The 25914-nt window shown below is 60.1% G+C and carries 19 protein-coding genes and 2 tRNA genes; 6 read left to right on the top strand and 15 right to left on the bottom strand.

Features of this window, described 5'->3' with window-relative positions; translation table 11 throughout:
• Positions 1–31: 31 nt before the first annotated feature.
• Positions 32–1555 carry a lysine--tRNA ligase gene (gene lysS, locus FXN63_RS08755; RefSeq protein ID WP_148814306.1) on the top strand — a complete coding sequence of 508 codons (1524 nt, stop codon included), beginning with the start codon at positions 32–34 and terminating at the stop codon, positions 1553–1555.
• Positions 1556–1820: 265 nt separating this feature from the next.
• On the opposite strand, the gene FXN63_RS08750 is transcribed toward lysS, so the two are convergent.
• Positions 1821–2249, bottom strand: a complete 429-nt coding sequence (locus FXN63_RS08750; RefSeq protein ID WP_187395152.1) for a hypothetical protein — start codon at positions 2247–2249, stop codon at positions 1821–1823.
• Between the two features lie 12 nt (positions 2250–2261).
• Between FXN63_RS08750 and FXN63_RS08745 the strand changes: the two genes are divergently transcribed.
• Positions 2262–3617 carry a hypothetical protein gene (locus FXN63_RS08745; protein WP_187395151.1) on the top strand — a complete coding sequence of 452 codons (1356 nt, stop codon included), beginning with the start codon at positions 2262–2264 and terminating at the stop codon, positions 3615–3617.
• A 78-nt stretch (positions 3618–3695) separates the two neighbouring features.
• Here the strand turns inward: FXN63_RS08745 and FXN63_RS08740 are convergent, their stop codons facing one another.
• Complete coding sequence (locus FXN63_RS08740; protein ID WP_148814303.1) at positions 3696–4607, bottom strand: LysR family transcriptional regulator; 912 nt, start codon at positions 4605–4607, stop codon at positions 3696–3698.
• Positions 4608–4720: 113 nt separating this feature from the next.
• On the opposite strand from FXN63_RS08740, the gene FXN63_RS08735 reads away from it, so the two are divergent.
• A complete protein-coding gene (locus tag FXN63_RS08735; protein ID WP_148814302.1) occupies positions 4721–5656 on the top strand; it encodes a DMT family transporter in 936 nt (311 codons plus the stop codon).
• Between the two features lie 94 nt (positions 5657–5750).
• Here the strand turns inward: FXN63_RS08735 and FXN63_RS08730 are convergent, their stop codons facing one another.
• The 10 genes from FXN63_RS08730 to uvrB form a co-directional block, all read right to left on the bottom strand.
• Entirely contained in the window at positions 5751–8000 is a 2250-nt protein-coding gene (locus tag FXN63_RS08730) for a tellurite resistance TerB family protein (RefSeq protein WP_148814301.1), read from the bottom strand.
• Between the two features lie 232 nt (positions 8001–8232).
• Positions 8233–8571, bottom strand: a complete 339-nt coding sequence (fdx, locus tag FXN63_RS08725) for an ISC system 2Fe-2S type ferredoxin (protein WP_148814300.1) — start codon at positions 8569–8571, stop codon at positions 8233–8235.
• Between the two features lie 14 nt (positions 8572–8585).
• Positions 8586–10481: a Fe-S protein assembly chaperone HscA gene (gene hscA / locus FXN63_RS08720; RefSeq protein WP_148814299.1), complete on the bottom strand. Its 1896-nt coding sequence runs from the start codon at positions 10479–10481 to the stop codon at positions 8586–8588.
• Between the two features lie 15 nt (positions 10482–10496).
• The gene (hscB, locus tag FXN63_RS08715; RefSeq protein WP_148814298.1) at positions 10497–11030 is read right to left on the bottom strand and encodes a Fe-S protein assembly co-chaperone HscB; all 534 of its coding nucleotides are present in this window, start codon (positions 11028–11030) and stop codon (positions 10497–10499) included.
• Positions 11030–11353, bottom strand: coding sequence for an iron-sulfur cluster assembly protein IscA (gene iscA / locus FXN63_RS08710; RefSeq protein ID WP_148814297.1), 324 nt, complete (start codon positions 11351–11353; stop codon positions 11030–11032). Before iscA ends, hscB begins: the two co-directional genes overlap by 1 nt.
• A gap of 9 nt (positions 11354–11362) precedes the next feature.
• Complete coding sequence (gene iscU / locus FXN63_RS08705) at positions 11363–11755, bottom strand: Fe-S cluster assembly scaffold IscU (protein WP_148814296.1); 393 nt, start codon at positions 11753–11755, stop codon at positions 11363–11365.
• A gap of 15 nt (positions 11756–11770) precedes the next feature.
• A complete protein-coding gene (locus FXN63_RS08700) occupies positions 11771–12982 on the bottom strand; it encodes an IscS subfamily cysteine desulfurase (RefSeq protein WP_148814295.1) in 1212 nt (403 codons plus the stop codon).
• Between the two features lie 31 nt (positions 12983–13013).
• Positions 13014–13517 carry an Rrf2 family transcriptional regulator gene (locus FXN63_RS08695; protein ID WP_148814294.1) on the bottom strand — a complete coding sequence of 168 codons (504 nt, stop codon included), beginning with the start codon at positions 13515–13517 and terminating at the stop codon, positions 13014–13016.
• 302 nt (positions 13518–13819) lie between these two features.
• A complete protein-coding gene (locus FXN63_RS08690) occupies positions 13820–14311 on the bottom strand; it encodes a low molecular weight protein-tyrosine-phosphatase (protein WP_148814293.1) in 492 nt (163 codons plus the stop codon).
• Between the two features lie 275 nt (positions 14312–14586).
• The gene (gene uvrB / locus FXN63_RS08685; RefSeq protein WP_148814292.1) at positions 14587–16710 is read right to left on the bottom strand and encodes an excinuclease ABC subunit UvrB; all 2124 of its coding nucleotides are present in this window, start codon (positions 16708–16710) and stop codon (positions 14587–14589) included.
• Positions 16711–17172: 462 nt separating this feature from the next.
• Here uvrB and FXN63_RS08680 point away from each other — a divergent pair, with 462 nt between their 5' ends.
• The 3 genes from FXN63_RS08680 (at position 17173) to FXN63_RS08670 (ending at position 18855) form a co-directional block, all read left to right on the top strand.
• Positions 17173–18378, top strand: a complete 1206-nt coding sequence (locus tag FXN63_RS08680) for an amino acid aminotransferase (RefSeq protein WP_148814291.1) — start codon at positions 17173–17175, stop codon at positions 18376–18378.
• A gap of 93 nt (positions 18379–18471) precedes the next feature.
• A tRNA-Asn gene (locus tag FXN63_RS08675) sits at positions 18472–18547 on the top strand.
• A 232-nt stretch (positions 18548–18779) separates the two neighbouring features.
• Positions 18780–18855, top strand: a tRNA-Asn gene (locus FXN63_RS08670).
• Between the two features lie 257 nt (positions 18856–19112).
• Here FXN63_RS08670 and FXN63_RS08665 read toward each other — a convergent pair.
• From FXN63_RS08665 to FXN63_RS08655, 3 genes are all read right to left on the bottom strand, one after another.
• Positions 19113–20594 carry an argininosuccinate lyase gene (locus FXN63_RS08665; RefSeq protein ID WP_246165075.1) on the bottom strand — a complete coding sequence of 494 codons (1482 nt, stop codon included), beginning with the start codon at positions 20592–20594 and terminating at the stop codon, positions 19113–19115.
• A gap of 359 nt (positions 20595–20953) precedes the next feature.
• Positions 20954–24952, bottom strand: coding sequence for a response regulator (locus FXN63_RS08660; protein WP_148814289.1), 3999 nt, complete (start codon positions 24950–24952; stop codon positions 20954–20956).
• Positions 24942–25775, bottom strand: a complete 834-nt coding sequence (locus FXN63_RS08655; RefSeq protein WP_148814288.1) for an alpha/beta fold hydrolase — start codon at positions 25773–25775, stop codon at positions 24942–24944. The genes FXN63_RS08660 and FXN63_RS08655 overlap by 11 nt, the downstream gene beginning before the upstream one ends.
• Positions 25776–25914 lie beyond the last annotated feature (139 nt).

Genomic DNA, 25914 nt, shown 5'->3' with positions numbered 1-25914 from the left:
AGCGCTAAACCCCTCAACCCGCAAGAGCATCATGAATCAACCTCAGCAGCCCACGCCCGACACCGTCGACGAGAATTCCATCATCGCCGAGCGTCGCGCCAAGCTTGCCCGCTTGCGTGAAGCCGGTCCGGCTTTCCCGAACGACTTCAAGCCGAATGCGCAAGCGGCCGATCTGCACGCCAAGTACGACGACGAGGAAAAAGAGGCGCTTGACGCACTCGCCCTGGAAGTCAAGATCGCGGGTCGCATGATGCTTAAACGGGTGATGGGTAAAGCCAGTTTTGCCACGCTGCAAGACGCTACCGGCCGCATCCAGATCTACGTGACCAACGATGCGGTCGGTATCGACGTGCACGCCGCCTTCAAGCACTGGGATAGCGGTGACATCCTGGGCGTGACGGGCAAGGTCTTCAAGACCAACAAGGGTGAATTGTCGGTGCAAGCATCGGAAATTCGCCTGTTGACCAAGTCGCTGCGCCCGCTGCCGGACAAGTTCCACGGTTTGGCTGACCAGGAAATGCGCTATCGCCAGCGCTATGTTGACCTGATCATGTCGGAAGACACGCGCTCGACCTTCGTTGCGCGCAGCAAGGCGATTTCTGCCCTGCGTTCGTTCATGACGGATTCGAAGTTCCTGGAAGTCGAGACGCCCATGCTTCACTCGATTCCGGGTGGAGCAGCGGCTAAGCCGTTCATTACGCATCACAACGCGCTGGACATGCAGATGTTCCTGCGCATTGCGCCGGAACTGTATTTGAAGCGGCTGGTGGTGGGTGGTTTCGAGCGCGTGTTCGAGATCAACCGCAACTTCCGCAACGAAGGTGTGAGCCCGCGTCACAACCCCGAATTCACGATGATGGAGTTCTACGCGGCCTATGCGGATTACCGCTGGCTGATGGACTTCGTTGAAGAGCTGATCCGCACCGTGGCCATCGCCACGCGCGGCACGGCCGTGCTGGAATATCAGGGCCGTGAGCTGGACCTGACCAAGCCCTTCGATCGTCTGACGATCTGCGGCGCGATCATCAAGTACTTCCCGGAATTCACCCAGGAACAGCTGGATGATGAAGCCTTCGTGCGCGCAGAACTGAAGAAGCGCGGTGCCCACGTGACCGGCCCGGTGCTGGGTCGTGCGAAGCTGGGTGCACTGCAATTGGCGCTGTTCGAAGAGACGGCTGAATCGCTGTTGTGGAACCCGACTTACATCATCGACTACCCGGTGGAAACCTCGCCGCTGGCCCGTGGCTCGGATGCAAATCCGGCCATTACCGAACGCTTCGAGTTGTTCATCAACGGTCGTGAAATTGCCAATGGCTTCTCGGAATTGAACGATCCGGAAGACCAGGCCGAACGCTTCAAGGCACAGGTTGAAGCCAAGGACGCAGGCGATGATGAAGCAATGTTCTACGACGCTGACTACATCCGCGCTCTGGAATACGGCCTGCCCCCGACGGGCGGCTGCGGTATCGGTATCGACCGCCTGGTGATGATGCTGACGGACAGCGCGAACATTCGTGACGTGATTCTGTTCCCGCATCTGCGCAAGGAAGACTGATAGTTTTCTGACTGCTTGGGGGATTGCCCAAGTAATGTCAGGAACTGAAAACCCGTATTCGGCGCTGCCGGATGCGGGTTTTTTTACGTCTGGGTTATTGGCAACTGATTAAGCGACCGGCACAACATCGGGAAATCGGCAGACGACGATTCAGAGCCCCTCCCTTACAATTGGAAATAGCCGGTGTGTGGCTGGACTTCATCAATTGAGAGTGGGTGCCATGGGTGTTGAAAACTTGGAGTTGTACGGTACCAGCATTGAGTTTTCAGCCCAGAAAGTCAGTACCAATGCGATCCGCATCACCTTCGAGCAGATGGCTGCTGCGCAGCGCCGGGCATTGCGCGGTGGGCTGAACAAGAAATTCTCGAACCTTGACGACGTGTACGCGCGTGCTGACGACGTGGCGAACGAGCTGCGGCGCGAGAGCATCGATCAGGCCATGCGGGTCTTGGCTTCGTTCGAAATCTACGAGCTTACCGAGCAAGCGTTCTTTGATCGCTTCATGGACCCGCACGACACCTGGGATGCTGACTTCGAGCCGATTGCCACCAAGTATGAGGCGATCGTGGAACGCACCGAGGAACTGGATGCCATACGAACGGCTCGTCGCCAGAACCGGGCCAAGTGGGTGGGCTTCAGCGAACAGGCGGTGCACCAAGCCGATGCGAAGAACCTGATTTCCAACGTGGGACATGGCGTCTTCAACATGGTGGCCAAGGGCATTACCGCCATTGGAAACACCGTCAAGAAAGACGAGATATTCAAAAGCCCGGTGACGGTTTCGCAGGTAGGCAACGGGCTGGCCAGAATCGTGGACGCGGCGTTCGCAGCCCTGGTAGACGCGCTGCATGTGTTCAAAGCCGGTGCGGTCTACAGCTATTCGGACGACGACATATCGAAGTCCACGGCCATTGTTCAGAACGTGCAGAAGGATCGCATTCCTGAAGCCAACATCATTGCGTCCTTGCTGAAGGCACTGGTGCTCTACCCCTACAACCGCAGCATTTATGTGTTGCTGTTGCAGCATGGTGGAGGTGATCAGGGCCGGCTTGATGCTGCGGTCAGCTACTTTGGTTTGGCGAGTCTAGACGAGGAGAAAAAGCGCCTGTTCGATGCGAAACGCAATGGCGTGGATCTTTCTACATTGGCCGCGCTAAATGCCAACCTGCCCGCCTTGAAGCAGTATGCGCAGGATATTGGCATGACTGCGTTTGAAGAAGAAGCCAAGGTTCTACATGAAGACGCCGCAGAAAAAGCATTTGCTGCACGCATAGAGGCGCTTGATCTGAATACCGTGGCCGACTTCCGATCGCATCTGCTTGCGCTTCGGGACTATGCCAAAGAGATTAATTATCTTGGCTACAAAGAGAATCTGGCTGCCGCGTCAGAAGCAGTGAAGCTGAAGGATTTCAAAAAACAGGCGGCAAGCTACCCGCTTGCCACCCCAGCAGACTGCGATCAGAACCTGCCTGTTCTGGCTGAATATGCGCGGAAGATCGGCTTTGAAGATTTCCTGACGTGGGCAGCCGACGTCAGGAAATTGGCCGAGAAAAAGTCAGCGAGCAAACAGAAAGTACCGGCAAAGCCGCGCATCAGCCCGGATCGCGCAGCGGCCAAGCCGAAAGAGATCGTGATTGGCGTGGCAGTCATTGGACTGTTGCTGGTTCTGGGTTACCAGACGATTTCCTATTTCTCTACTGGGGAGCAGCCAGCGGCAAGCGTGGCGGATTATCGGCCGACCTACAACACGGGGTCGCAACCAGCTCCGTCAAGCACGACTGTTGCCCAGAACACGGCGTCTGTTCAAAGCGCAACACCAGCCCAAAGCACCGCCAGGCCGTTTGCCCCGGTTGCGGCGACAGGTTCGAATCGCGTGCAGCGTCCACTGTCCAACGCAGCGCTGCAAGCGATCTCAGAAGGGTTTGTGGATATCAAAGACCCGGAGGTACAGGCATGTACCGACGCCAAGGTTGCCCACTTCCGAGTAATGGCGGGGGAAGAAGCGCTGCTGCGCTTCGACATGTACAACGAATTTGCCGTCGAATGCGGCTTCAATATTTGAAGCGGGAACAGCATCAATGGGGCGGGGTAATAAGCCTGCCGCCTCATAGGCGGCTTCGGTATCAGTATCGAGCCGCTCTTACCCCATCTGCTCCGCCAGATAATCAATCAGCACCCTTACCTTCGGCGGCAGGAAACGGTTCGGCGGGTACAGCAGCCAGACGGTACCTACATAGGCCAGCGCCTCTGGCTCCCAGTCCGGCAGCACCTGCACCAACTCACCTTGCAGCAAGGCCTCGGCGGCGGCGAATTCCGGCACGATGGCGATGCCTAAGCCGGCGCTTGCCGCTTCCAGCCGCGCTCCAACGTCGTTGGCGATATAACGCCCGCGAACATCGACCGCCAGGTGTTCGCTGCCACGGCGGAAACGCCAATGATGGTCGTCGGCCGTCTCGCCCAGATAGATGCAATCGTGTGCGGCCAGATCCAGCGGGTGGGCTGGCGTGCCGCGTGCCGCCAGATAGGCCTTGGACGCGCACAACAGCCATCGCACCGATCCCAACTGTCGGCCGGCAAAACCAGGTGGCGGGTGCTCGGTCAAGCGGATGACCAGATCGATGTTGTCTGCCAGCGGATCCAGTTCGTCGTCGGTGAATACCAGTTGCACGTCCACTTGGGCGTAGCGCTGCAGAAACGCCGGGATCAAGGGGTGAATGACTGACTTGGCAAACGAGATCGGGGCACTGAGCCTGACCTTGCCCTGCGGTCGCCCCACGGACTGACCAGCAATGTCCACGGCGGCAGAAGCCGCGGCCAGCATGTCGCGGCAATGCTGGTAGACCTGCTTGCCGGATTCAGTGATCCGCACGGCGCGTGTGGATCGATCAAGCAAGCGGATGCCCAGCGCGTCTTCCAGGCGTTTGATCTGCCGGCTGACGGTCGATGGCGTGCTGCCCAACTGCCGTGCCGCGACGGAAAAATTGCCAGCGTCGACCACGCGTGCAAATACCGCCATGTCGGGCAACAACGCAAAAAGCGCGATGGGGTCCACGAGATGTCCTGAAAATTCAGTTATGCACCCAACGCATAAATGTTGTTCCGCCAACCCTGATTATCAATGCGTGCGCACGGATGAACAATAGCGGCCCACCCACGCGAGGCCCTATGTCTTCACCTTCTCCTGTCAAATCCCTGCTGCTTGTGTCCGACCTGATGCTGCTGGCCACGGCAATCGTCTGGGGCACCAGCTACGGCGTGGTGAAGTCCGCGCTGCTGGTGTATTCGGTGCTGGGGCTGCTTGCTTTGCGCTTTGGCATTACCTTTCTGATATTGCTGCCCGCGCTGCGCCAGCTGCGTCATAGCAATTGGCGCGATGTGCGCGGGGTGCTGGGCATGTCGGTGCTGCTGCTGGCAATCTTTCTTGCCGAGACCTTTGGCATTCTGCTGACCCGAGCAGCCAACGCCGCCTTTCTGATCAGCCTGTGCGTGGTGCTGACACCGCTTGCCGAGTGGGCGATGCTCAAGCGCAGGCCCAGCCGCATCGAGTGGCTGGCCGTGGCCTTGTCGCTGCTGGGCGCGGCCCTACTGACGGGGGATGGAGAACTGGTCTTCAATCGCGGCGACGCGCTGATTCTGCTGGCCGCACTGCTGCGCGCCATACAGGTCTGCGTTGCCAAGCGGGTAATGCAAGGGTCTGCGCTGCCAGCACTGTCCGTGACGGCGCTGCAGGCGGGCGTGGTCACGCTGGGCAGTGTGCTGGTGATGCTGGTCTTCGCCCCGCAGCAGTGGCAGGCAATTCCAGCGTGGTCGGGCAATCAATCGTTCTGGGCTTATGTGGCGTACTTGGTGCTGGCCTGCACCCTGTTCGCGTTCTTCGCGCAGAACTATGCGATCAAGCGCAGCAGCCCGACGCGGGTGGCGCTGTTGATGGGCAGCGAGCCGGCTTTTGGGGCCTTGTTCGCCAGCCTGTGGCTGGGCGAACGTATTCCAGCACTGGGATGGCTCGGAGGCGGGTTGATTGTGGTGGCGTCCTTGCTGGCAACTGTGCGGTGGCAGTTTAGGAAAACGGCCACTTTGCAGGTCAACGAAGCCCGCCCTTGATCCGCCCGCCTTTCAGATGCGACTCAGGACGCGCCGAAACACCAAACGCACAGGCAAGCCCGGCAAGTGCATCGACGCGCCATAACGGAATGCATCAAGATGATGCGTTGCCCTCGATCTTCTGACGCACCATCGGGCTGACGTCGATGGGGTCATCCCCTTCAGTGAAGCGCATGCCGTACTTGCTGAAGGACGCGTTGTTCAGGCGTTCCAGCGCGCCATCCAGGCGAATGTCCAGGTCGGTGACGACATCGTGCAATTCGTCCCGACGCCAGCGCGAGCGCGACAGCAGCATGCGGGCCACGCTGGTGTGTTCGGCGTCCAAGCCCAACAGACCAGGCTCGGGTTCCGGCGCTTCGTATTCGGGTTCGACAGGTGCGCGCACGACTGGTGGCGGCTCTTCTTCGCTGAAGATGGTGGCCAGCAAGGCAGACACCTTGGAGGTATCGCGGCGCAGACCCGAAATACGTGCAGGGTCTGGCTTGGATTGAACTGCCAGTGCCTCGTAGATCTTTTCCAGCATCTTGGATTCTTCAGGCGTGGGCGTGCTGCCAACCTGCAGCAGACTGCTCATGACCGCCGCCAGGAACTCTTTGGATGCGGCATCTAGCTGCGACAGCTTTGCCTTCAGGCTTTCCAGGGAGACCGGCACGTCGATCAGCAGGCGCAGATAAGCCATCAGACGACGCTGGTGATTGGCGTTCAGTTGCGTCCAGGCATGGATCTGCGAGCTGAGATGCGTGATCTCGGCGTCCCCGAAGCTGCCATTGGCATGTGCGGCGGCAACGCCCAGTTGCAGGCTCAGCAACCCGGCCTGGAAGTTGGGCGACGCTGCTGCGATCTGTTCGCCCGGGGGCATTGCAAACAGCACGATCGGCGCTTTGCCGTCTGGGACATCCGATCCGTTCACCACTTCCGGTGCCATGCCTAGATTCAGCGCTTGCAGCACACGCGTCAACGCGGGGCCGCGATCGCTGGTGAAGGGAGTGGTCACTTCCAGGCAAGCCAGCAATTCCTCGAAGGGTGCGACCAGGAATTCTTCACCGACCTGAGCAGGCAGACTACGTGCGCTTTCTGGCCATAGATTGGCCGGCAGGTGCAACAGCCCTTCAAGCGAGTCATAGTCTTCGGGGTTACGGCCGATAGCGCGGCTGTACGGTTCCAATTCCTTGGTGACGGCATCCACGATGTTGATGATCTTCTGGCGTGGCGCTGTCATCACGCTGATGTCAGGCAACTCGCCGAAGTTCAGTTTGAATTCGCTCAGTCCGTGGAAACCGGGTGACGCTGCGCGGTAACTGCTTTTCAGCGTCGTGCGGTTTTGCCGAACGGTCATGCCAAAGCCGTGGGCTTTCGAATAATGCGACATGAACAGCGTATCGAACTTGTCTGCACAGCGAATCGCCGGCGTACGCAGGTGGACGTCCGGGTCCAGCTTGGCCCAGGCCAGAGCCAGGTGATCCGGGATCGGCACGCCATCGACCACCGCATTGCCCAGTGCAAAGCGGATATACAAGGGCAATTCCGACGTCTTCGGGAACGGCGGCACCGGGTTCTTGTAAATCTTCGACGGCCGTTCGCAGACCAGCAACCAATTCAGCAACTGGCTGGCAGACGCACTGAACGCCGGCGACTTGCCACCGTAGATGCCCAGCAGACGCCAGACTTCCTTGATGATGATCGGCCAGTCGTTGCGGCTTTCCGGTTCGTTGGTAATGTCGATGAGCGCTCGACGTTCCAGGCCGTAGAAGAACAGATACACGTAGCCGACGTTGGCGGCGGGGTCGGAACGACCACCTGCCAGCCAATTCAGGTAGGCACGACGCGCCATCGGAGAAATGTTCGAATAGCTGGGCCAGGACCCCAGATCGCGGGCGGTGTAGTCGCCACGGGCCGCAACTTCCTTGGACGGATCGATCAGGCAGGGATCGATGCTGCCGTTGTGGGTTTTGAGCGAGGTGCCGAAATACAGCAGGCCGCCGGGAATTGTCACGTCAGCGACCGACACGGCCTGCCCTTGCGGAATCCACATGCCGGGGCCAAAGCCTTCAAGGGGCGCACGCACTGCCGCTGGGCGCTTGACCGACGGGCCGGGCCGCATGGTCGACGGACCGACGCTTGCCGGCTTGGCTGCGCCTGCAGCAGCGGAAGTTCTGGCAGCAGTGGCAACCGGTGCCGCCGAGCCCATGCTGGTTGCTACCGTATAGATCAACCAGGCAGCCCCTGCAATGGCGATACTGAACCACCACCAGTCCGAGACAGGCAGTGCCACCAAGCCCAACAAACCCAACAGGGCGATGACCGCCAAGCCAATGGCTGCGGCGGGTTTATTCTTTCTGGCCAAAACGATCCTCTCGATTCAGATGCCGGTGTTCCGAAAACGCGGAACGCAGTCAAGGCTCTGGAGTTTCATAATGATACAGACTGGTCTATGGCAGCGCGTCAATTCATATAGCCAAAACGACAAATCGGCCCGATAAGAGCCGATTGATCATTCATACCAATGAAGCATGACACAGGTTTGACGCTTACTTTCTGACCGGATCCAACGTTATCCGGCACAGACAACAAACGTTTTAATGCTTCTCGCTCGCGTGGTTGACCGTGTACTTGGGAATTTCAACGGTCAGGTCAGCGTCTTGCACGATTGCCTGGCAGCTCAGACGCGAAGTCGAGGACAAGCCCCATGCTTTGTCGAGCATGTCTTCTTCGTTGTCGTCGGCCGCTTCCAACGACGAGAAGCCCTCGCGCACGACAACGTGGCAGGTTGTGCATGCGCACGACAGCTCGCATGCGTGCTCCAGGTCGATGTGGTTGTCCAGCAAGATGCGGCAGATGTTCTGACCCTTGGGCGCGTCAAGCACGGCACCTTGGGGACAGAGTTCGGGGTGCGGCATGATGGTGATCTTGGGCATGGTGATGTCTGTATTTAAATGTCTTCGAGCTTGCGACCGGCCAAGGCCGTGCGAATGCTGCGATTCATGCGGCGGGCCGCAAAGTCTTCGGTAAGCTGCGACAAGGCATCGACGGCGGCCTTGATCGGGTCGCCACTGTCTTTCGTTGCTGCCTGCGTCGCGAAGGTCGATTCGGTCTGTGCAATGACGTGTTCGGTAGCCACCAACTGTGCCTGCACGGCAGCCAGTTCATTGGCATCCAGCAAGTCGGCATCGACGGCCAGCGCAGCCTGTACGGCTTCCACCAGACGGCGAGCATCTACCTGCTGTTCGCGCAAGCTGCGTGCGTGCATGTCGTCGTCGGCGTGACCCATGCCATCGGACAGCATCTTTGCCACTTCATCGTCCGACAAGCCGTAGGACGGCTTCACGGTGATCGACGATTCAACGCCCGAGCTTTGCTCACGCGCCGTCACGCTCAACAAACCATCAGCATCTACCTGGAACGTGACACGAATGCGGGCGGCACCAGCCACCATGGGCGGAATGCCGTGCAACTCGAAACGCCCCAGGGATCGACAGTCCGTGACCAGTTCACGTTCGCCTTGCAGCACGTGAATGGCCATGGCGGTCTGGCCGTCCTTGAAGGTGGTGAATTCCTGGGCGCGCGCCACGGGAATGGTGCTGTTGCGCGGAATCACGCGCTCCACCAGCCCACCCATGGTTTCCAGGCCCAGCGACAGCGGCAGCACATCCAGCAGCAACCAGTCTTCGCCGGGCGCACGGTTGCCGGCCAGCAGATTGGCCTGCATGGCCGCGCCCAGCGCCACCACTTCGTCAGGGTTCAGATCAGTCAGCGCAGGCTTGCCGAATACGGCCGCCACGGCATCGCGCACCACCGGCATGCGGGTGGAACCGCCCACCATGACCACGCCATCGACCTCTTCCGGCTTGAGCTTGGCATCGCGCAATGCGCGGCGCACGCTTGCCAGCGTGCGTTGAACCAGCGGTGCCACCAAGGCTTCAAACGCATCGCGGGTCAACGACAGCGACAGTTCGCGGCCATCGACCAGCACGAGTTTGCGCGCGGCCGACGGAGCGTCAGTCAGCGCTTCGCGCATGGCACGCGCGGCAACCAGCAAGGCGCGACGATCTTCCAGGCCGGTGATGTCGATGGCCTGGTCGGCCACCCAGGCAGACACAATGGCTGAATCGAAGTCATCCCCGCCAAGCGAGGTGTCGCCGCCCGTGGCGATGACTTCGAAGACCCCACGCGCCAGGCGCAGGATCGAGATGTCAAAGGTGCCACCACCCAGATCGTAGATGGCGTATACGCCTTCAGCCGAGTTATCCAGGCCGTAAGCGATTGCCGCAGCGGTCGGTTCGTTCAGCAGGCGCAGCACGTTCAGGCCGGCAAGCTTGGCGGCGTCTTTGGTTGCCTGGCGCTGTGCGTCGTCAAAGTACGCCGGCACGGTGATGACGGCACCGACAATATCATCGGCCAATACGTCTTCCGACAACTGGCGCAGCTTGGCAAGAATTTGCGCCGAGACTTCCACGGGGCTGACTTCACCATGCCGTGTGCTCAAACGCAGCATGCCAGGCGCATCGACGAAGTGATAAGGCGCGTCTGCTGCCTCGACATCGGCCAGGCTGCGGCCCATGAAGCGCTTCACCGACACAATGGTGTTCTGCGGGTCGTCGGACTGGGCAGCGGCAGCCTCGCGGCCGATCTTCACCGCACCGCCCGGCAGGTAGCGCACAACCGATGGCATCAGCGCAAAACCGTCTTCGTCACGCAGCACTTCGGCCGCGCCATGACGCACAGAAGCGGCAAGCGAGTTGGTGGTCCCGAGGTCGATACCCACCGCCAGCCTGCGCTGGTGGGGGGCTTCTGACATGCCGGGTTCGGCAATCTGCAAAAGCGCCATGCGATTCTTTTCTGATCAGTGCGAGTCGGCCAGGCGATCACGCGCCGTGTCGATCTCGTCGGAGAATTTTTCGATGAACATCCACTCGCGCACGCGCGCGCTGGCGGCGGCGTGATCGCCCGCCTCGTCCAGCAAGGTGACGATGTCTTCGCTGAGTTGTTTGCGGGTGGCGCTCAAGTCGTCGGCCAACGCATCAAGCGGTGCCATCTCGCGGCTGGCGCGCGCGTCGTCCAGAGCTTCCCGCCATTCCATCTGTTGCATCAGGAAGCCGGGGGCCATCGCGGTGTTGGTCTCGACCTGCAAGTCCTGCCCAGCGCGTTCGCACAAATAACGCGCCCGCTCCAGCGGGGAACGCAGCACGCGATAGGCCTCGTTCACACGAGATGCCCACTGCATGGCCACGCGCCGCTCAGCGGGCGATCCAACGGCAAAGCGGTCGGGATGGACTTGCGCCTGCGCTTCGCGCCACGCCGCATCCAGACGGGTGCGGTCGAGCGCGAACTTCGCGGGCAGGCCTAAGAGCGTGAAATGATCGGGGTCTTCGCGCATCAGACAGTGAACGACTCACCGCAGCCGCACTGCGCCTTCTCATTCGGGTTGTTGAACCGGAAGCCTTCGTTCAGGCCTTCACGCGTGTAGTCGAGTTCCGTGCCGTCAAGATAGGCCAGGCTTTTCGGGTCGATGATGACCCGCACGCCATTGCTCTCGAAGACCTGATCTTCAGGAGCAAGTTCGTCGACATATTCAAGCTTGTACGCCAAGCCCGAGCATCCGGTGGTACGCACGCCAAGACGCAGGCCCAGGCCCTTGCCGCGGCGTTCCAGATAACGGTTGACGTGACGTGCCGCATTTGCGGTCAGCGAGATGGACATATCGGTCCTTTAGTGCGCCTGTGCCTGATGCTTGACGCGGTAGTCCTCGACGGCTGCCTTGATGGCGTCTTCGGCGAGGATGGAACAGTGGATCTTGACCGGCGGCAAAGCCAATTCGGCGGCGATCTGCGTGTTGCGGATGTCCAGCGCCTGATCCAGCGTTTTGCCCTTGACCCATTCGGTCACCAGCGAGCTGGAAGCAATTGCCGAGCCACAGCCATAGGTCTTGAACTTGGCATCTTCGATGATGCCCGATTCGTTGACCTTGATCTGCAACTTCATCACGTCGCCGCAAGCCGGTGCACCGACCATGCCGGTACCAACAGAGGTGTCGTTTTTGTCGAACCCGCCGACGTTGCGGGGATTTTCGTAGTGGTCGACGACTTTTTCGCTGTATGCCATGTCAACTCTCCAATATCAGTGTGCAGCCCACTGCACGGTATTGATGTCGATGCCTTCCTGGACCATTTCCCACAGGGGCGACATATCGCGCAGCTTTTCAACCTTGCCCTTCATGAGCGAGGTCGTGAAATCGATTTCGGCTTCAGTCGTGAAGCGGCCGATGGTGAAGCGGATCGAGCTGTGTGCCAGTTCGTCGCTGCGACCCAGGGCGCGCAACACATAGGACGGTTCCAGGCTGGCCGAGGTGCAGGCCGAGCCGCTGGACACCGCCAGGTCTTTCACCGCCATGATCAGCGACTCGCCTTCAACGTAGTTGAAGCTTACGTTCAGGTTGTGCGGGACACGTTGTTCCATGTCACCGTTCACGTAGATCTCGGCGATGTCGGACAAGCCAGCCAACAGGCGATCGCGCAGCATGCGGATACGCTCGTTCTCGGTTGCCATTTCCTTTTGTGCCAGCTCGAAGGCTTCGCCCATGCCCACGATCTGGTGGGTAGCCAGCGTGCCCGAACGGAAACCACGCTCGTGGCCGCCGCCGTGCATTTGCGCTTCGATACGGATACGCGGCTTGCGACGCACGTACAGCGCACCGATGCCCTTCGGGCCGTAAGTCTTGTGCGCGCTGAAGGACATCAGGTCCACTTTCAGCGTTTGCAAGTCGATCAGAACCTTACCGGTGGCTTGTGCGGCATCGACGTGGAAGACCACACGCTTCTCGCGGCAGATTTCACCGATTTGGGCGATGTCTTGCACGACACCGATTTCGTTGTTCACGAACATGACCGACACCAGCACCGTGTCCGGGCGGATGGCTGCGCGCAGCACGTCTAGATCGAGCAAGCCGTTTTCCAGCACGTCGAGGTAGGTGACTTCGAAACCTTGGCGTTCGAGTTCGCGACAGGTGTCCAGCACCGCCTTGTGCTCGGTCTTGACCGTGATGATGTGCTTGCCACGCTCGATGTAGAAGTTGGCCGCACCCTTGATAGCCAGGTTGTTCGACTCCGTCGCGCCCGAGGTCCACACGATTTCGCGCGGGTCGGCATTGACCAGGCTGGCCACTTGCTGACGCGCGTTCTCGACGGCAGCTTCCGCATCCCAACCAATGGAGTGGCTGCGCGATGCAGGATTGCCATAGTTTTCGTACAACCAGGGCACCATCTTGTCGACGACGCGCGGGTCTACCGGCGTGGTCGCGGAGTAATCGAGATAAACGGGCTTCTTGCTCATGTCTTGTCCTGCGAAAAAGTGACCGCGCGCGTTACAGCGCAGCAGTAGTCTCGGCGGGCTGCGTGCCGCAGCGGCGATCGACCAGCACAGACTTGGTCGATTCATGCAGTTCACGCATGCGCTGCTGGTCGACCAGGTCTTGCAAGGAAACGGAGTCCAGATACTCGACCATCTTCCGGTTGAGCGTGGACCAGAGTTCGTGTGTCATGCACTTGCCGGCCTTGCCATCGTTGCCACGATTACAGTCTTGCTTGCCCGCGCAATCGGTGGCGTCCAGCGGTTCATCGACGGCATAGATGATGTCGGCGACAGTTACGTTACGCGCCAGCTTGGCCAGCGAATAACCGCCACCCGGACCGCGCATGCTGTCCACGAGTTCGTGCCGGCGCAGCTTGCCGAACAGTTGCTCGAGATAGGACAGCGAGATGTTTTGCCGCTGGCTGATGGCCGACAATGTCACCGGGCCGCCGTGTTGACGGAGGGCCAGATCGATCATCGCAGTTACGGCAAACCGACCTTTGGTAGTCAGTCGCATTCAGGACTCCCTGACGGTGCGGAGTCGTCGCTGTGGGACTGGCGTCTGGGGTATACGTCTAGCGGTATACTCGCGGCGCGCTGCGTGTAACGGCGATTCCTTACTAATTTCGTCAAGTATAGCTAATTCCCGAACTTTTTACTAGGGTATAGACCAATAGATGTGCACGGCAACGCCCGCACTACCCTGGTAAAACAACAATTGGGGAAAACGGCAGCACAAACAAAAACACCGCGCATGCTGCACGGTGTTTTTCTTCTGACACGGCCAGGCTCCGATCCCTCGGAACCTTGGCAACGGCGTCAGGCTGCCTGGTACTGGGTGGCGCGCTTGCGCACTACCTCGAGCAGACCCTGACAGGCGTCCTCGATGTAATCGAGCGCTTTGGAGAAGCCCTCAGGCCCGCCGTAGTACGGTTCAGGCACGGTGGCCTCTTCGTACTCATTGGCGAAGCGCATCAGCAGCATGAGCTTGTGCTGATATTGCTTGGGGCACTGCTGCTGCATCAGCGACAGATTGTCCCAGTCCATCGCCAAAATGATATCGAACTCGCGGAAGTCGTCGGCACGGATCTGCCTCGCTTCCAGCGTTGAGATATCATAGCCACGTTTGCGAGCAGCAGCTTGCGCCCGCGCGTCCGGCAATTCACCAATGTGAAAAGCGTGCGTGCCCGCGGAGTCCATAGTGACTACGTCAGACAGCCCGCCGTCTTTGACGAGACGACGAAACACGCCCTCTGCGCTCGGGGAGCGGCAGATATTGCCCATGCACACGAAAAGAACCTTGGTCATCATGTCCAGAAGTGTGCGGGAAAACCCCGCTCAGATCAAGCATTTTTTGCGTTCGCAGAATTTCGATATGCCAAAAATTCTCGAATCAAATCAAATACTTGCAAGCCAATACCATGCAGATTTACACAAATAAGCATGATTTCTCAAGTTGTGCTAATCCCGACGATCGAGCATAAAGCACCAAATTAGTGCGCGTTTTCAGGGGCACTGCACAATGGACCATACAGCTACGCCTGCGGTTCCAAAACTGCGAGACAACCCCTGACCGGAAGCGCCTATCAAGCTCCGGTCGAACCCGACGCGCCGAACACATGTTCCTTGAGCTTGGCCAGCTGATCACGCGCCTTGGCAGCCTGCTCGAACTCCAGGTTCTTCGCGTGATCCAGCATGGCTTTCTCAAGCCGCTTGATCTCCTTGGCCAATTGCTTCTCGCCCATCGCCTCGACACGCAGCGCGTCTTCCGAAGCCTTGTTGGCCTCTTGATCGCCTGACGGGGCGTACACGCCGTCGATTAGATCGCGCACCTGCTTGTTCACCCCACGCGGGGTGATGCCGTTTTCAAGATTGAACTGCGTCTGCTTGTCGCGCCGGCGTGCGGTTTCATCGATAGCCAGGCGCATTGATGCCGTCACACGGTCAGCGTACAGAATCGCCCTGCCATTGATGTTCCGTGCTGCCCGACCGATGGTCTGGATCAGGCTTCGCTCGGATCGCAGGAAACCTTCCTTGTCCGCATCCAGAATGGCAACCAGCGAGACCTCAGGAATATCCAGGCCCTCGCGCAACAAGTTGATGCCCACCAGCACATCGAAGGTGCCCAGGCGCAGATCGCGGATGATTTCCACGCGCTCAACCGTGTCGATGTCCGAGTGCAGATAGCGCACCTTCACACCGTGATCCGCCAGGAAGTCGGTCAGGTCTTCCGCCATGCGCTTGGTCAGGGTCGTGACCAGCACCCGCTCGCCGACCGCCACGCGCTGGTGAATCTCGCCCAGCACATCGTCCACCTGGAAGCCGGCAGGCCGCACCTCAACCACCGGATCAACCAGCCCGGTCGGACGGACCACTTGTTCGACCACATTGTCCGAATGAGTCTGCTCGTAGGCAGCAGGCGTGGCTGATACGAACACCGACTGACGCGCCTTGCCTTCGTATTCTTCGAATTTCAGCGGACGATTGTCCATCGCCGACGGCAAACGGAAGCCGTAGGTGACCAGCGTTTCCTTGCGCGACCGGTCGCCGCGATACATGCCACCGATCTGCCCCATGGTGACGTGGCTTTCATCGACGAAAATCAGCGCATCTTGCGGCAGATAGTCGATCAGGGTCGGCGGCGGCTCACCCGGCTGCGCGCCCGACAGATGACGCGAATAGTTCTCGATGCCTTTGCAGAAACCCAGTTCCTGCAGCATTTCCAGATCGAAGCGCGTGCGCTGTTCCAGCCGTTGTGCCTCGACCAGCTTGCCGTCATCCACAAACACCTTCACGCGATCGCGCAGTTCCGCCTTGATGTTGTCAATGGCACGCACCACGGTATCGCGCGGGGTCACATAGTGGGACTTGGGATAAACCGTGAAACGCGGGATCTTCTGCCGTACCTTGCCGGTCAGCGGGTCGAACAGCTCCAGGGTTTCCAGTTCGTCATCGAACAAGGTCACGCGCAGTGCAAGTTCCGCGTGCTCGGCGGGGAAAATGTCGATGGTCTCGCCACGCACCCGGAATACACCACGAGTGAAGTCGGCATCGTTGCGGGTGTACTGCATGGCGACCAGACGCGCGATCAGGTCACGTTGACCAATGCGGTCGCCACTGCGCAGCACCAGCACCATCGCGTGGTAGTCGCTGGGATTGCCGATACCGTAGATGCAGGACACGCTGCCGACGATGATGGTGTCGCGGCGCTCCAGCAGGCTCTTGGTGGCTGACAGGCGCATCTGCTCGATGTGCTCGTTGATCGACGAGTCCTTTTCGATGAACAGGTCGCGCGTCGGCACGTAGGCTTCGGGCTGGTAGTAGTCGTAGTACGACACGAAGTATTCAACCGCATTGCGGGGGAAGAACTCGCGCATTTCGGCGTACAACTGTGCAGCCAGCGTCTTGTTCGGTGCCAGCACCAGCGCAGGACGACCCAACTGGGCAATCACGTTGGCCATGGTGAAGGTCTTGCCCGAGCCGGTCACGCCAAGCAGCGTCTGGTACATCAGGCCGTCGCGCACGCCTTCCACCAAGCCTTCAATGGCAGTGGGCTGATCCCCAGCCGGCGGATAGGGCTGATACAGCTCGAAGGGACTGTTTTCGTATTTGAGGAAGCCAGGTGCAGCCGCGCCGCCGTTGACCGAATGCGGCGGCGCATCCACGGAAGCTTGGGTGGCGGTGTCGAGATCGGAGGGGGCTGTCTGCATGGTAGACTCAAGAGTTGCCAACGGCTGACGTCAAGCGCGCCCGGAAACGGGAGCCAGATGCCAGCAGTCTTAGCCAGCAACCCAGATGTAGGGCACTTGTCGGTTTTGCAAGCTGGTTTTGCAAGCTGCTTCTGCAAGTTCTGCGCCGCATTGGATTTTGGCCAGGCATGCAGGCACAGGGTGGTAACACTGGTGGGGGTACGCCGGGTGACGGTGATACCGGTCGCCGACGCCGTCTTCGGCTTTCCTTTGAGCCGCTATCTATATAGCGTTCGGGAAAGATGGGACGGCCAGCAGGATGACATGGAAGCGAGCAGCGCCATGCACCCTGCCCCTGCACGTTGTAACCGTAACGTGGCAACCGCAACGTTGTCGCCGCAGTTCGACAGCACTGATTTCGTACGTGATGGCCTCGCCGAGGCCTTGACTCAACTCTCGCGAAACCCCAAGGGACGCACGCTCATGACTTCGCTCTTCGCCAATGTGGAACAGGCTCCTCGTGACCCGATTCTGGGTCTGAATGAACAATTCAACGCGGATGCCCGCACCACCAAGGTCAACCTTGGTGTCGGCGTGTACTTCAATGACGAAGGCCGAATTCCGCTGCTGAAAGCCGTGCGCAACGCAGAAGTCGCTCGCCTGGAAGCTGCCAGCGCCCGTGGTTACCTGCCGATCGATGGCATCACCGGCTACAACCAGGCCGTGCAGAAGCTGTTGTTCACGGAATCGTCGCCGCTGATCGCTGAAAAGCGCCTGGTCACTGCCCAGGCACTGGGCGGTACCGGTGCCCTGAAGATCGGTGCCGACTATCTGAAGCGCCTGCTGCCGAACGCCAAGGTTGCCATCAGCGACCCGAGCTGGGAAAACCACCGCGCGCTGTTCGAAAACGCCGGCTTTGAAGTCGTCAACTACAGCTACTACAACGCAGCCACCCACGGCATCGATCCCGAAGGCATGCTGGCCAGCCTGAACAGCTACCCCGCCGGCACCATTGTCGTGCTGCACGCTTGCTGCCACAACCCGACGGGCGTGGACCTGTCGGCCGAACAGTGGGCGAAGGTCGTTGATGTGATCAAGGCGCGTGGTCTGGTGCCCTTCCTCGACATCGCCTACCAAGGCTTCGGTGACGGCATCGACGCAGACGCGTTTGCGGTCCGCCAGTTCGCCGCATCGGGTCTGTCCTTCCTGGTCAGCTCGTCGTTCTCGAAGTCGTTCTCGCTGTACGGCGAGCGCGTCGGCGCACTGACGATCGTCACGGCCAACAGCGATGAAACCGGCAAGGTACTGAGCCAGCTGAAGCGCGTGATCCGCACCAACTATTCGAACCCGCCGACGCACGGCGGCACGGTCGTGGCCACCATTCTGAACACCCCGACCTTGCGCCTGGAGTGGGAAGACGAACTGGCCGAGATGCGTGACCGCATTCGCGCCATGCGCACCGCTTTGGTCGAAAAGCTGAAGGCCCGTGGCGTGCAACGCGACTTCAGCTTCGTGCTGGCACAGCGCGGCATGTTCTCGTACTCGGGCCTGACCTCGGCTCAAGTCGATGCGCTGCGTGAAAAGCACGGCGTGTACGCAATCGGCACCGGCCGCATCTGCGTTGCCGCGCTGAACAATCAGAATATCGATGCCGTGGTCGACGCCATTGCCGATGTGCTGAAGGACTGACGCAGTTTTGTAGAAATCGTGTGCGAATCAAGCAAAAACAGCCCGCTTCGATTTGCACACGATTGATAGAGTAGCTATAATGTTTGTCTCAATTCCCTGATAGCTCAGTTGGTAGAGCGACGGACTGTTAATCCGCAGGTCACTGGTTCGAGTCCAGTTCGGGGAGCCAAGAATACTCGGTCGCTATAATGCGTAGCGCCGAAAAGTGGATAGAAAAAGTGCACATAGAAAACCGTGTGCACTTTAATAAAAGCCCAGTGCTTAAATCAGCCTGGGCTTTTTAAATGGTTATAATGCCGAACCAGTTTTAGGGCTGTTTTGGTAATCGATAGCTAAGGTGCAAACCAAGCTATAAGACCAAGCAGTCGCAAGATCGAAGTGCGTTAGACGATTAAGACAATTCCCTGATAGCTCAGTTGGTAGAGCGACGGACTGTTAATCCGCAGGTCACTGGTTCGAGTCCAGTTCGGGGAGCCAAAATTCTAAAAAAAGCCCAGGTCATCACTGACCTGGGCTTTTTTTCGTCTGGCTTTCGGGTTTGGTCTTTCTTCCTGGCTTCTTGTCAGCAGCTTTCTCATCTGCGATCCAGCTGCACGAATCAGCTGGTCGCTGTGAATGCGTGCCAAGCCCCCTTCCCAAAACTCAAAGCCGGGCAGCGCCTGGTCACAGACACTGCCCGGCTGCCATCATGGCGCTGCGTTGACGGCGCAACTTGCGTTAGTGACTTGCCTTGGTTACTTACCCTGGTTTTCCGCCAACAGTTTATTGAAGTCGTTATCCAGCTTGGCCAAAGATGACGCGATATGACCGCGCTTCTCGGTGATCCAGGCAGCCTGATCGGCAAGCTTCTGATTCGACACCTTCAACATGCGTGCCATTTCCGCAGGTTGCGGGCCACCGGCCGATGCGCGGTTCTTGATGATGGCGATTGGGTCCAGCGTGGCGCGGAACTCGGCTTCGTCCATCGGCAGCTCGGCTGCATAGTTGCCGCCCGAGGTGTCGTGCTTGATGGTTTCAGCGTAAATGCGCTTGGCCTCGGCATACGGGAAATCAAGCGGCTTGATGTCCTGCTTCTTCGCAAAGCCCACCACTTCCGATGCGAAGTGGTGACCCACGCGGAACGGCAGCTTGTACTTGCGCATCAACACGTCGGCCAGTTCCTGCGAGGCGGTCCAATCGTTGTTGAGTTCTTCCAGCGCACGCTCCGGGTTGATCACCATGGCGTGCAGAATCTGGTCCCACCCCTTCAAGGCGGTAATTGCACTGTTGACCATAGCGCTGTTGGCCTTGGTCTTCTTGGGATCTTCCATGCCCGGAGTGATGTTATGGGCCATGATGACCACACCCTGTGCAAGCGACACAGCCGTGGACGCGTCTCCGCGCGTGGCGATCAGCAGACCGGGATTGCGCTTTTGCGGCATGGCGCTGGACACATAGGTGTTGGCACCACCTTCTTGCAGGAGAATCCAGGGCCGGGGCTGCGCGTATTGGGTCATCACGTCCTGGATGAAGTGACCCGTATGCAAGGCGATGCTGGTCACGATCGCACTCACTTCCACCGGCTCGTCCACCGGCGAAATCTGCGCTGCATCATAGGCGTTGTCGACGGTAGCCGCGAAGCCAAGGTAATTGGCCATGCGGGGGCGGTTCAGCGGCCAGCTGGTGCCGTTCAATACCGTGGTGCCCATGGCGGAACGATCGACACGGGCATACGCTTCGCGGATGCGCTGTGCATCGCGATCAAGCCCTGCGGCATGACCAAGCAGGTAATGGCCGTAGCTGTTTGGCTGTGCAGCCACGCCATTGGTGTAGTTGGGCACGGCGGTTTCGCTGTGCTTGGCAGCAAGCGTCACCAAAGAACCGGCGGTTTTGTTCAACTGATCGGCCAGGTTCAGCATGTCGTCGCGCAAGATGGCGGCGCGGTAGGTGGCGTGCATGTCTTGGCTGGAACGACCGGCGTGCAGCAAGGTGACCTCAGGACCAGCGGCGGCAATCAGCAGCGGTTCGAAGTTGATCACGATGGTAGGACGCTTGCCGCCCGGCTGGTTGCCGTCGTTGATCACCTTGGCCACGCCGGCCGCCAGACGCGGCGCAATCGCTTTGTCCAGCAAGCCCTCTTCCGTGTTGATCACGGCGGTGGCCTTGTTTATTTCGCCCAACCAGAAGAACTCGTCACGCACAGCGGATTGCTGCGCGAAACCTTGACTTGAATACATGGAAATAACCAACGCCAAAGGAAGAAGGGAGGGAAAGACGGCTCGTGTCATGACAGGTGTCCTGGGTCTGGTACGGCACCGGGAAGCGGCACCACTAGACGCGCATGTGGACCACGATGAGTGGCGATGCGCATGGGACGTAAAGTATGAACCTCTGCATCTTTGTGCATGCGCAGCATTACAGAAAACCTGGCGGATCGCGATGGGAAATCGCGGTGCGCCAAGGTTTAGCACGTGCTTTTCCGCCCAGGCTTACTGCAGCCTGAAACCGTTTGAGGTTCGCTGGCTGAAGCCACTTGCCCAACGCATCAGCACGCAGCGCGAGCCCGAGCCCGCTCACTACCTATGCCCACCTGCCTTCACCCAATCGCCGACATCAAACTCGCCGCAACCGCACGATTGCGTCCGCTGCGCTTTGCCTCGTACAACTGCTCGTCGGCCAAGGCAACCAACTTGGCACCGACGGCTGCGTCTGCCTGACGTGCAGCACTCGGCTCCTGCACCGATGCAATCGGACCCAACTGCGCCAGGCTTGCCACGCCCAGGCTGATGGTCACGCGGCTGCTGGTGGGCGAATCTTCGTGCGCGAGATCCAGCGCTTGGACGGCTGCACGAATGCGCTCAGCAATCGGCTGTGCATCGACTGCCGAGGTATCGGGCAAGATGCACGCAAACTCCTCGCCGCCATAACGCGCCGCGCAGTCGGTCGGATAATGCAAGGCATCGGCAATCGCACGCGCGACGGTCTGCAGGCAGACATCACCGGCAACATGACCATAGCGATCGTTGTAGCGTTTGAAGTGATCCACATCGATCATGATCACCGACAGCGGCCGACCGCTGCGGCGCATGCGGCGCGCTTCGGCAGCCAGCACTTCATCGAAGCGGCGACGATTGGCAATGCCGGTCAGCCCATCCACCATGACCTGCCGCGACAAGCTGTCGCGTGCGTGTTTCAGCTCCAGGTGATTGCGTACCCGCGCACGCACGATCGCCGGCTGCACAGGCTTGGTCAGGTAATCAACCGCGCCCAGTTCCAGGCCGAATGCCTCGGCCTGCCCATCGGTCAGCGCGGTGACAAAGATCACCGGAATGTCACGGGTATCGACGCTGGCTTTGAGCTGACGGCAGACCTCGTAGCCATCCATGTCCGGCATCATCACGTCGAGCAGAATCAGCTCGGGCCGCTGATCCACCGCCAGGGCCAGTGCCTTGGTTCCGCTGCGCGCGGGAATGATGGTGTAAGTGCTGCCCAGCGCACTTACCAGGATGGCGATGTTGATGGACTCGTCATCGACCACCAGAATGCGGGGCGCGCCTGCAGGCGGGGTTGCTGCCGTGATCGCCGCCGCTGGTGTTGCTGCAGGCTTGCCTGCTACCGGTGTCATCAAGACAGGCGTGAGGGGCGATCCGGGCGTGGCGGACTGATTCAACGCAGTCGCCCCTTGCCACGATGCTGCCGTCACCAACGCATCGGCCAAGGCGTCTGCCAGGGCCTGCATGCAGATGGCATCGCCGGCGCGCGCAGGCGTGGCGAACTGCTGTTCGGCCTGTGCGGCTGCCGCCGCCAATGCGTCCAAGCCCAGGTTCGCAGCCACGCCGCGCACACCGTGCGCAAGTTGTGCAGCCTCGGTGCTGCGTCCGTCCGCCAGCAAGGCCTGAAAATCTGCCGGCAAGGTGGCGTACTGCTGCATGAACCGCGTCAGCAGACGATCCAGCAAGGCCACGTCGCCACCGATGCGAGCCAATACACTTGCGCGTGCCTGCATCGTGTCCACAGCAAACGTCGATGCATGGCCACCAAGTGTCGGTGCTGCGATTGATTCGGTTACTTCACCAGTGGATGCCTGAACCGAGCTTGCTGTCCGCTCCGTCATGCGATCAGCCATCCGCTCAGAGCTCCGGTCTTCTGAGGACCGCGCAGCAATCCAGCGCCGCAGGGTCCGCGCCAGCATGTCCGGGTCCACCGGTTTCGACACATGGTCATTCATGCCGGCGTCCAGGCAGCGCTGGCGCTCGCTCTCCATCGCGTGGGCCGTCATCGCGATGATGGGCAAGGCAGTGGCCGGCAGTTGTCGACGGATCTGGCGCGTGGCCTCCAGGCCGTCCATGTCCGGCATCTGCAAATCCATCAGCACCGCGTCGTAACGTGCCCCCGCAGCAAGCGCCTTGTCCACCGCCACCCGACCGGTTTCGGCCACATCGGTTTCGATGCCAAGCTCTGCCAGCAAGGCCACTGCGATCTGCTGATTGATGTCGTTATCTTCAGCCAGCAACACGCGCGCACCAGCCAGCGATGCACACTCGGTGGTGCTGGCTGGGGTCGATGTTGGCAACGATGCCACCTGCGACAACACCGCATCATGCACCTCGCCCGGCTCGCCCAAGGCCACCGCCTGCACCGCGTTGAACAACACCGATGCGTCAATCGGCTTGATCAACAAGGCATCCACCGCCAAGGCATCGGCGGCGCTGACAATGTCTTCACGACCGTAGCTGGACAACAGGAACACACGAGGCGTGCCAAGTCGCGCATCTTGACGAATCGCGCGGATCAACTCGATGCCGTCCATGTCGGGCATGCGCCAATCCACCAGTACCAGCTCAAAGGGCTGACCTTGTGCGGCCGCTGCCTCCATGCTGGCAAGCGCCGCCTGGCCGGACGCAGCCTGACTCGCCTGCGCCGACCACGCAGACAAGGTGGCCACCAGCATGTCACGCGCGCTGCGGCTGTCATCGACCACCAGCACACGACGGCCCGCCAGATTGGCGTGTCGGCGCGGCGACGCACCGCCTTCGTGCTGTTGACGCTCGAAGCAGATATCGAAGTAGAAGGTGCTGCCCTGCCCTGGCGCGCTGTCCACCGCAATGCGGCTTCCCATCATGGTTGCCAGTTGCTGGCTGATGGCCAGCCCCAGACCCGTGCCGCCAAAACGGCGCGTGGTTGAACTGTCTGCCTGACTGAAAGGCCGGAACAGCGCCGCCTGCTGCTCAGGTGTCATGCCGATGCCTGTATCGCGCACCGCAAAGCGAAGCGTGGCCGTGCGATCGCTGACATCCAGCACATCGATCGCCACCAGAATTTCGCCTTGCCCGGTGAACTTGATTGCGTTGGTAGCCAGATTCAGCAGTATCTGACCCAATCGCAGCGGATCGCCAACCAGCGCAACCGGGGCCTGCGGTGCCAGCGCAAAGACCAGCTCAAGGTTCTTTTCCATCGCGCGATACGCCATCACGCCCGACAGATTTTCCAGTACAGCATGCAGATCAAAATCGATGCATTCAAGCGACAGCTTGCCAGCCTCGATCTTCGAGATATCAAGAATGTCGTTGAGCACGCCCAACAAGGCTGTGCCCGATGACTTGATCTTGTTCAGGTAGTCGCGCTGCCGGGCGTCGAGTTCGGTCTTGAGCGCCAAGTGGCTTAGCCCGATCACCGCATTCATCGGCGTGCGGATCTCGTGGCTCATGTTCGCCAGGAAGGAAGACTTCGACGCGTTGGCCGCGTCGGCCACCATCCGGGCTTGCTCAAGTTCGGTGTTCAGCGCCGCAAGTTCGCCATTGCGCAGCGTCAGCGCACGCTCGGCCTCGCGCAGCGCTGTGATGTCATCGAACACCCACAAGCGCCCGTTGACCCGTTCACCGGACAAGGCCACGGTGGTGACCCGGAAACTGCGCGCTGGCACGCCACTGAGTTCCCACAACCAGTCGCCCAGATCGCGCCGCGATTGGATGATGCGTTCGGCGGCAGCGGGAATGCCCAAGCTAGGGTCGACCTGCGCCAGCAGGCGTTGAAAGCCTTCTCGCAATACCGCACCCGGCACATCACCGGCAGGCACGCCCAGCAAGACGGATGCGGGCTCGTTCGCCAGCGCATGGCCGCCATCGTCATCGACCAGCACAATGGCTTGCGGCAAAGTGGCCATGATGGCCGACAGGCGAACCAGCGGGCCGTCGTCAAGCAGCGCGGACGATTGCGCGAGCACGTCGCGCATGGCCGTGGATACGGTTGCCGCAGGCAGATCGATCCAGCGCGGCAACACACTGCCCGGCCCCCAGGCCATCAGCACACCCATGTCGGGGCCGATTCGCAATACCAACCAGCGCTGCACGCCACCGGACAGATGCACCATCAGCGCGGACGGCAGGCGCGCGCCTTGGCCGCCACCGCCCATGACAAGACCACCGGTGTCATCACCTGGTTGGGCCAACCGGATCTGGCGCAAGTCGGCCAACATGGGGGCCGACATCGTCACCCGCGCCTGGCCGGGTTCGGGCCATTCCAGCGCCAGCACTAGGTCGGCACCAGTGAGTACACGCAGCGCGTCAACCCGCGCGCGCTGAGACTCAAACGGCATCGGGCCTGGTGTCTTCGCGGATCAAAAAGTCTTCGATCAGGTTGCCGATGGCTTCCGGATCGAGCATGTGCGGCAGATGACCGGTGAAGCCGATCTCGCACAGCTCAGCGCGCGGAATATGGCTGGCCAGATATTCGCCAACCTCACGCGGCACGGCGATATCTTCGTCGGCCTGGACCACCAGTGTCGGCGGCAGAATCTGCGCCAGAATGCCGCGCATGTCGGAATTGAAGATGGTCTTCAGCGTGGCATGGGCAATGTCAGGCCGCATGGACCGCAGGTAGTCGCTGTAGGTGTCGGCAAGCTGCGGCTGATCTGGGTTGGCCGCCACCAGTTTCGAGAAGCCGGTCGCCCAGGCGTGGTAGTCGGACTGCATGGCCGCGAGCATGCCCTGGATCGCGTTGGCATCGAAGCCACCCACGTAAGCGCCATCGTTCAGGTAACGCGGCGACGCACCGATCATGACCAGGCGGCGCACCTGCATGGGGGCTGCGACGGCCACCACTGCTGCCACCATGGCACCGGCAGAATGACCGACCAGGGACACGTCTTCCAGCCCCAGTTCATCGATCAGCGCCAATACGTCGTCGGCGTAGTCGTACAGCGACATATACCGGGCGGGCGAGTAGGCATCGACATCGGAATGCCCCGAGCCCACGTGATCGAAGGTGATGACACTGAAAGCGTCAGCGAAACGCTCGACCTGGTGCTGCCACACCTGTTGTTCGGTGCCGAAACCGTTCAGGAACAGCAAGGTTTCCGGGCTGTCGCCATAGATGTTGGCACCGAGCTTACGGGCAATGGGAGTCGATAACGCGATCATGGCGGCCTGTTGCTGTCCGAAGCGCTTCCGTCACTGCAACGCGAGACCCCTATGCCCGCATCGACGAAGCGAAAGTAAGGCTTCGAATTTAGCAAAGTTACTCATCCTCGGGAGTCCCTCATACGCATTAGATGTATGA

Origin of the sequence: Pigmentiphaga aceris, from assembly GCF_008119665.1 — a bacterium.
Lineage (GTDB): Bacteria > Pseudomonadota > Gammaproteobacteria > Burkholderiales > Burkholderiaceae_B > Pigmentiphaga > Pigmentiphaga aceris.
This window is presented reverse-complemented; position numbering and strand designations above follow the sequence as displayed.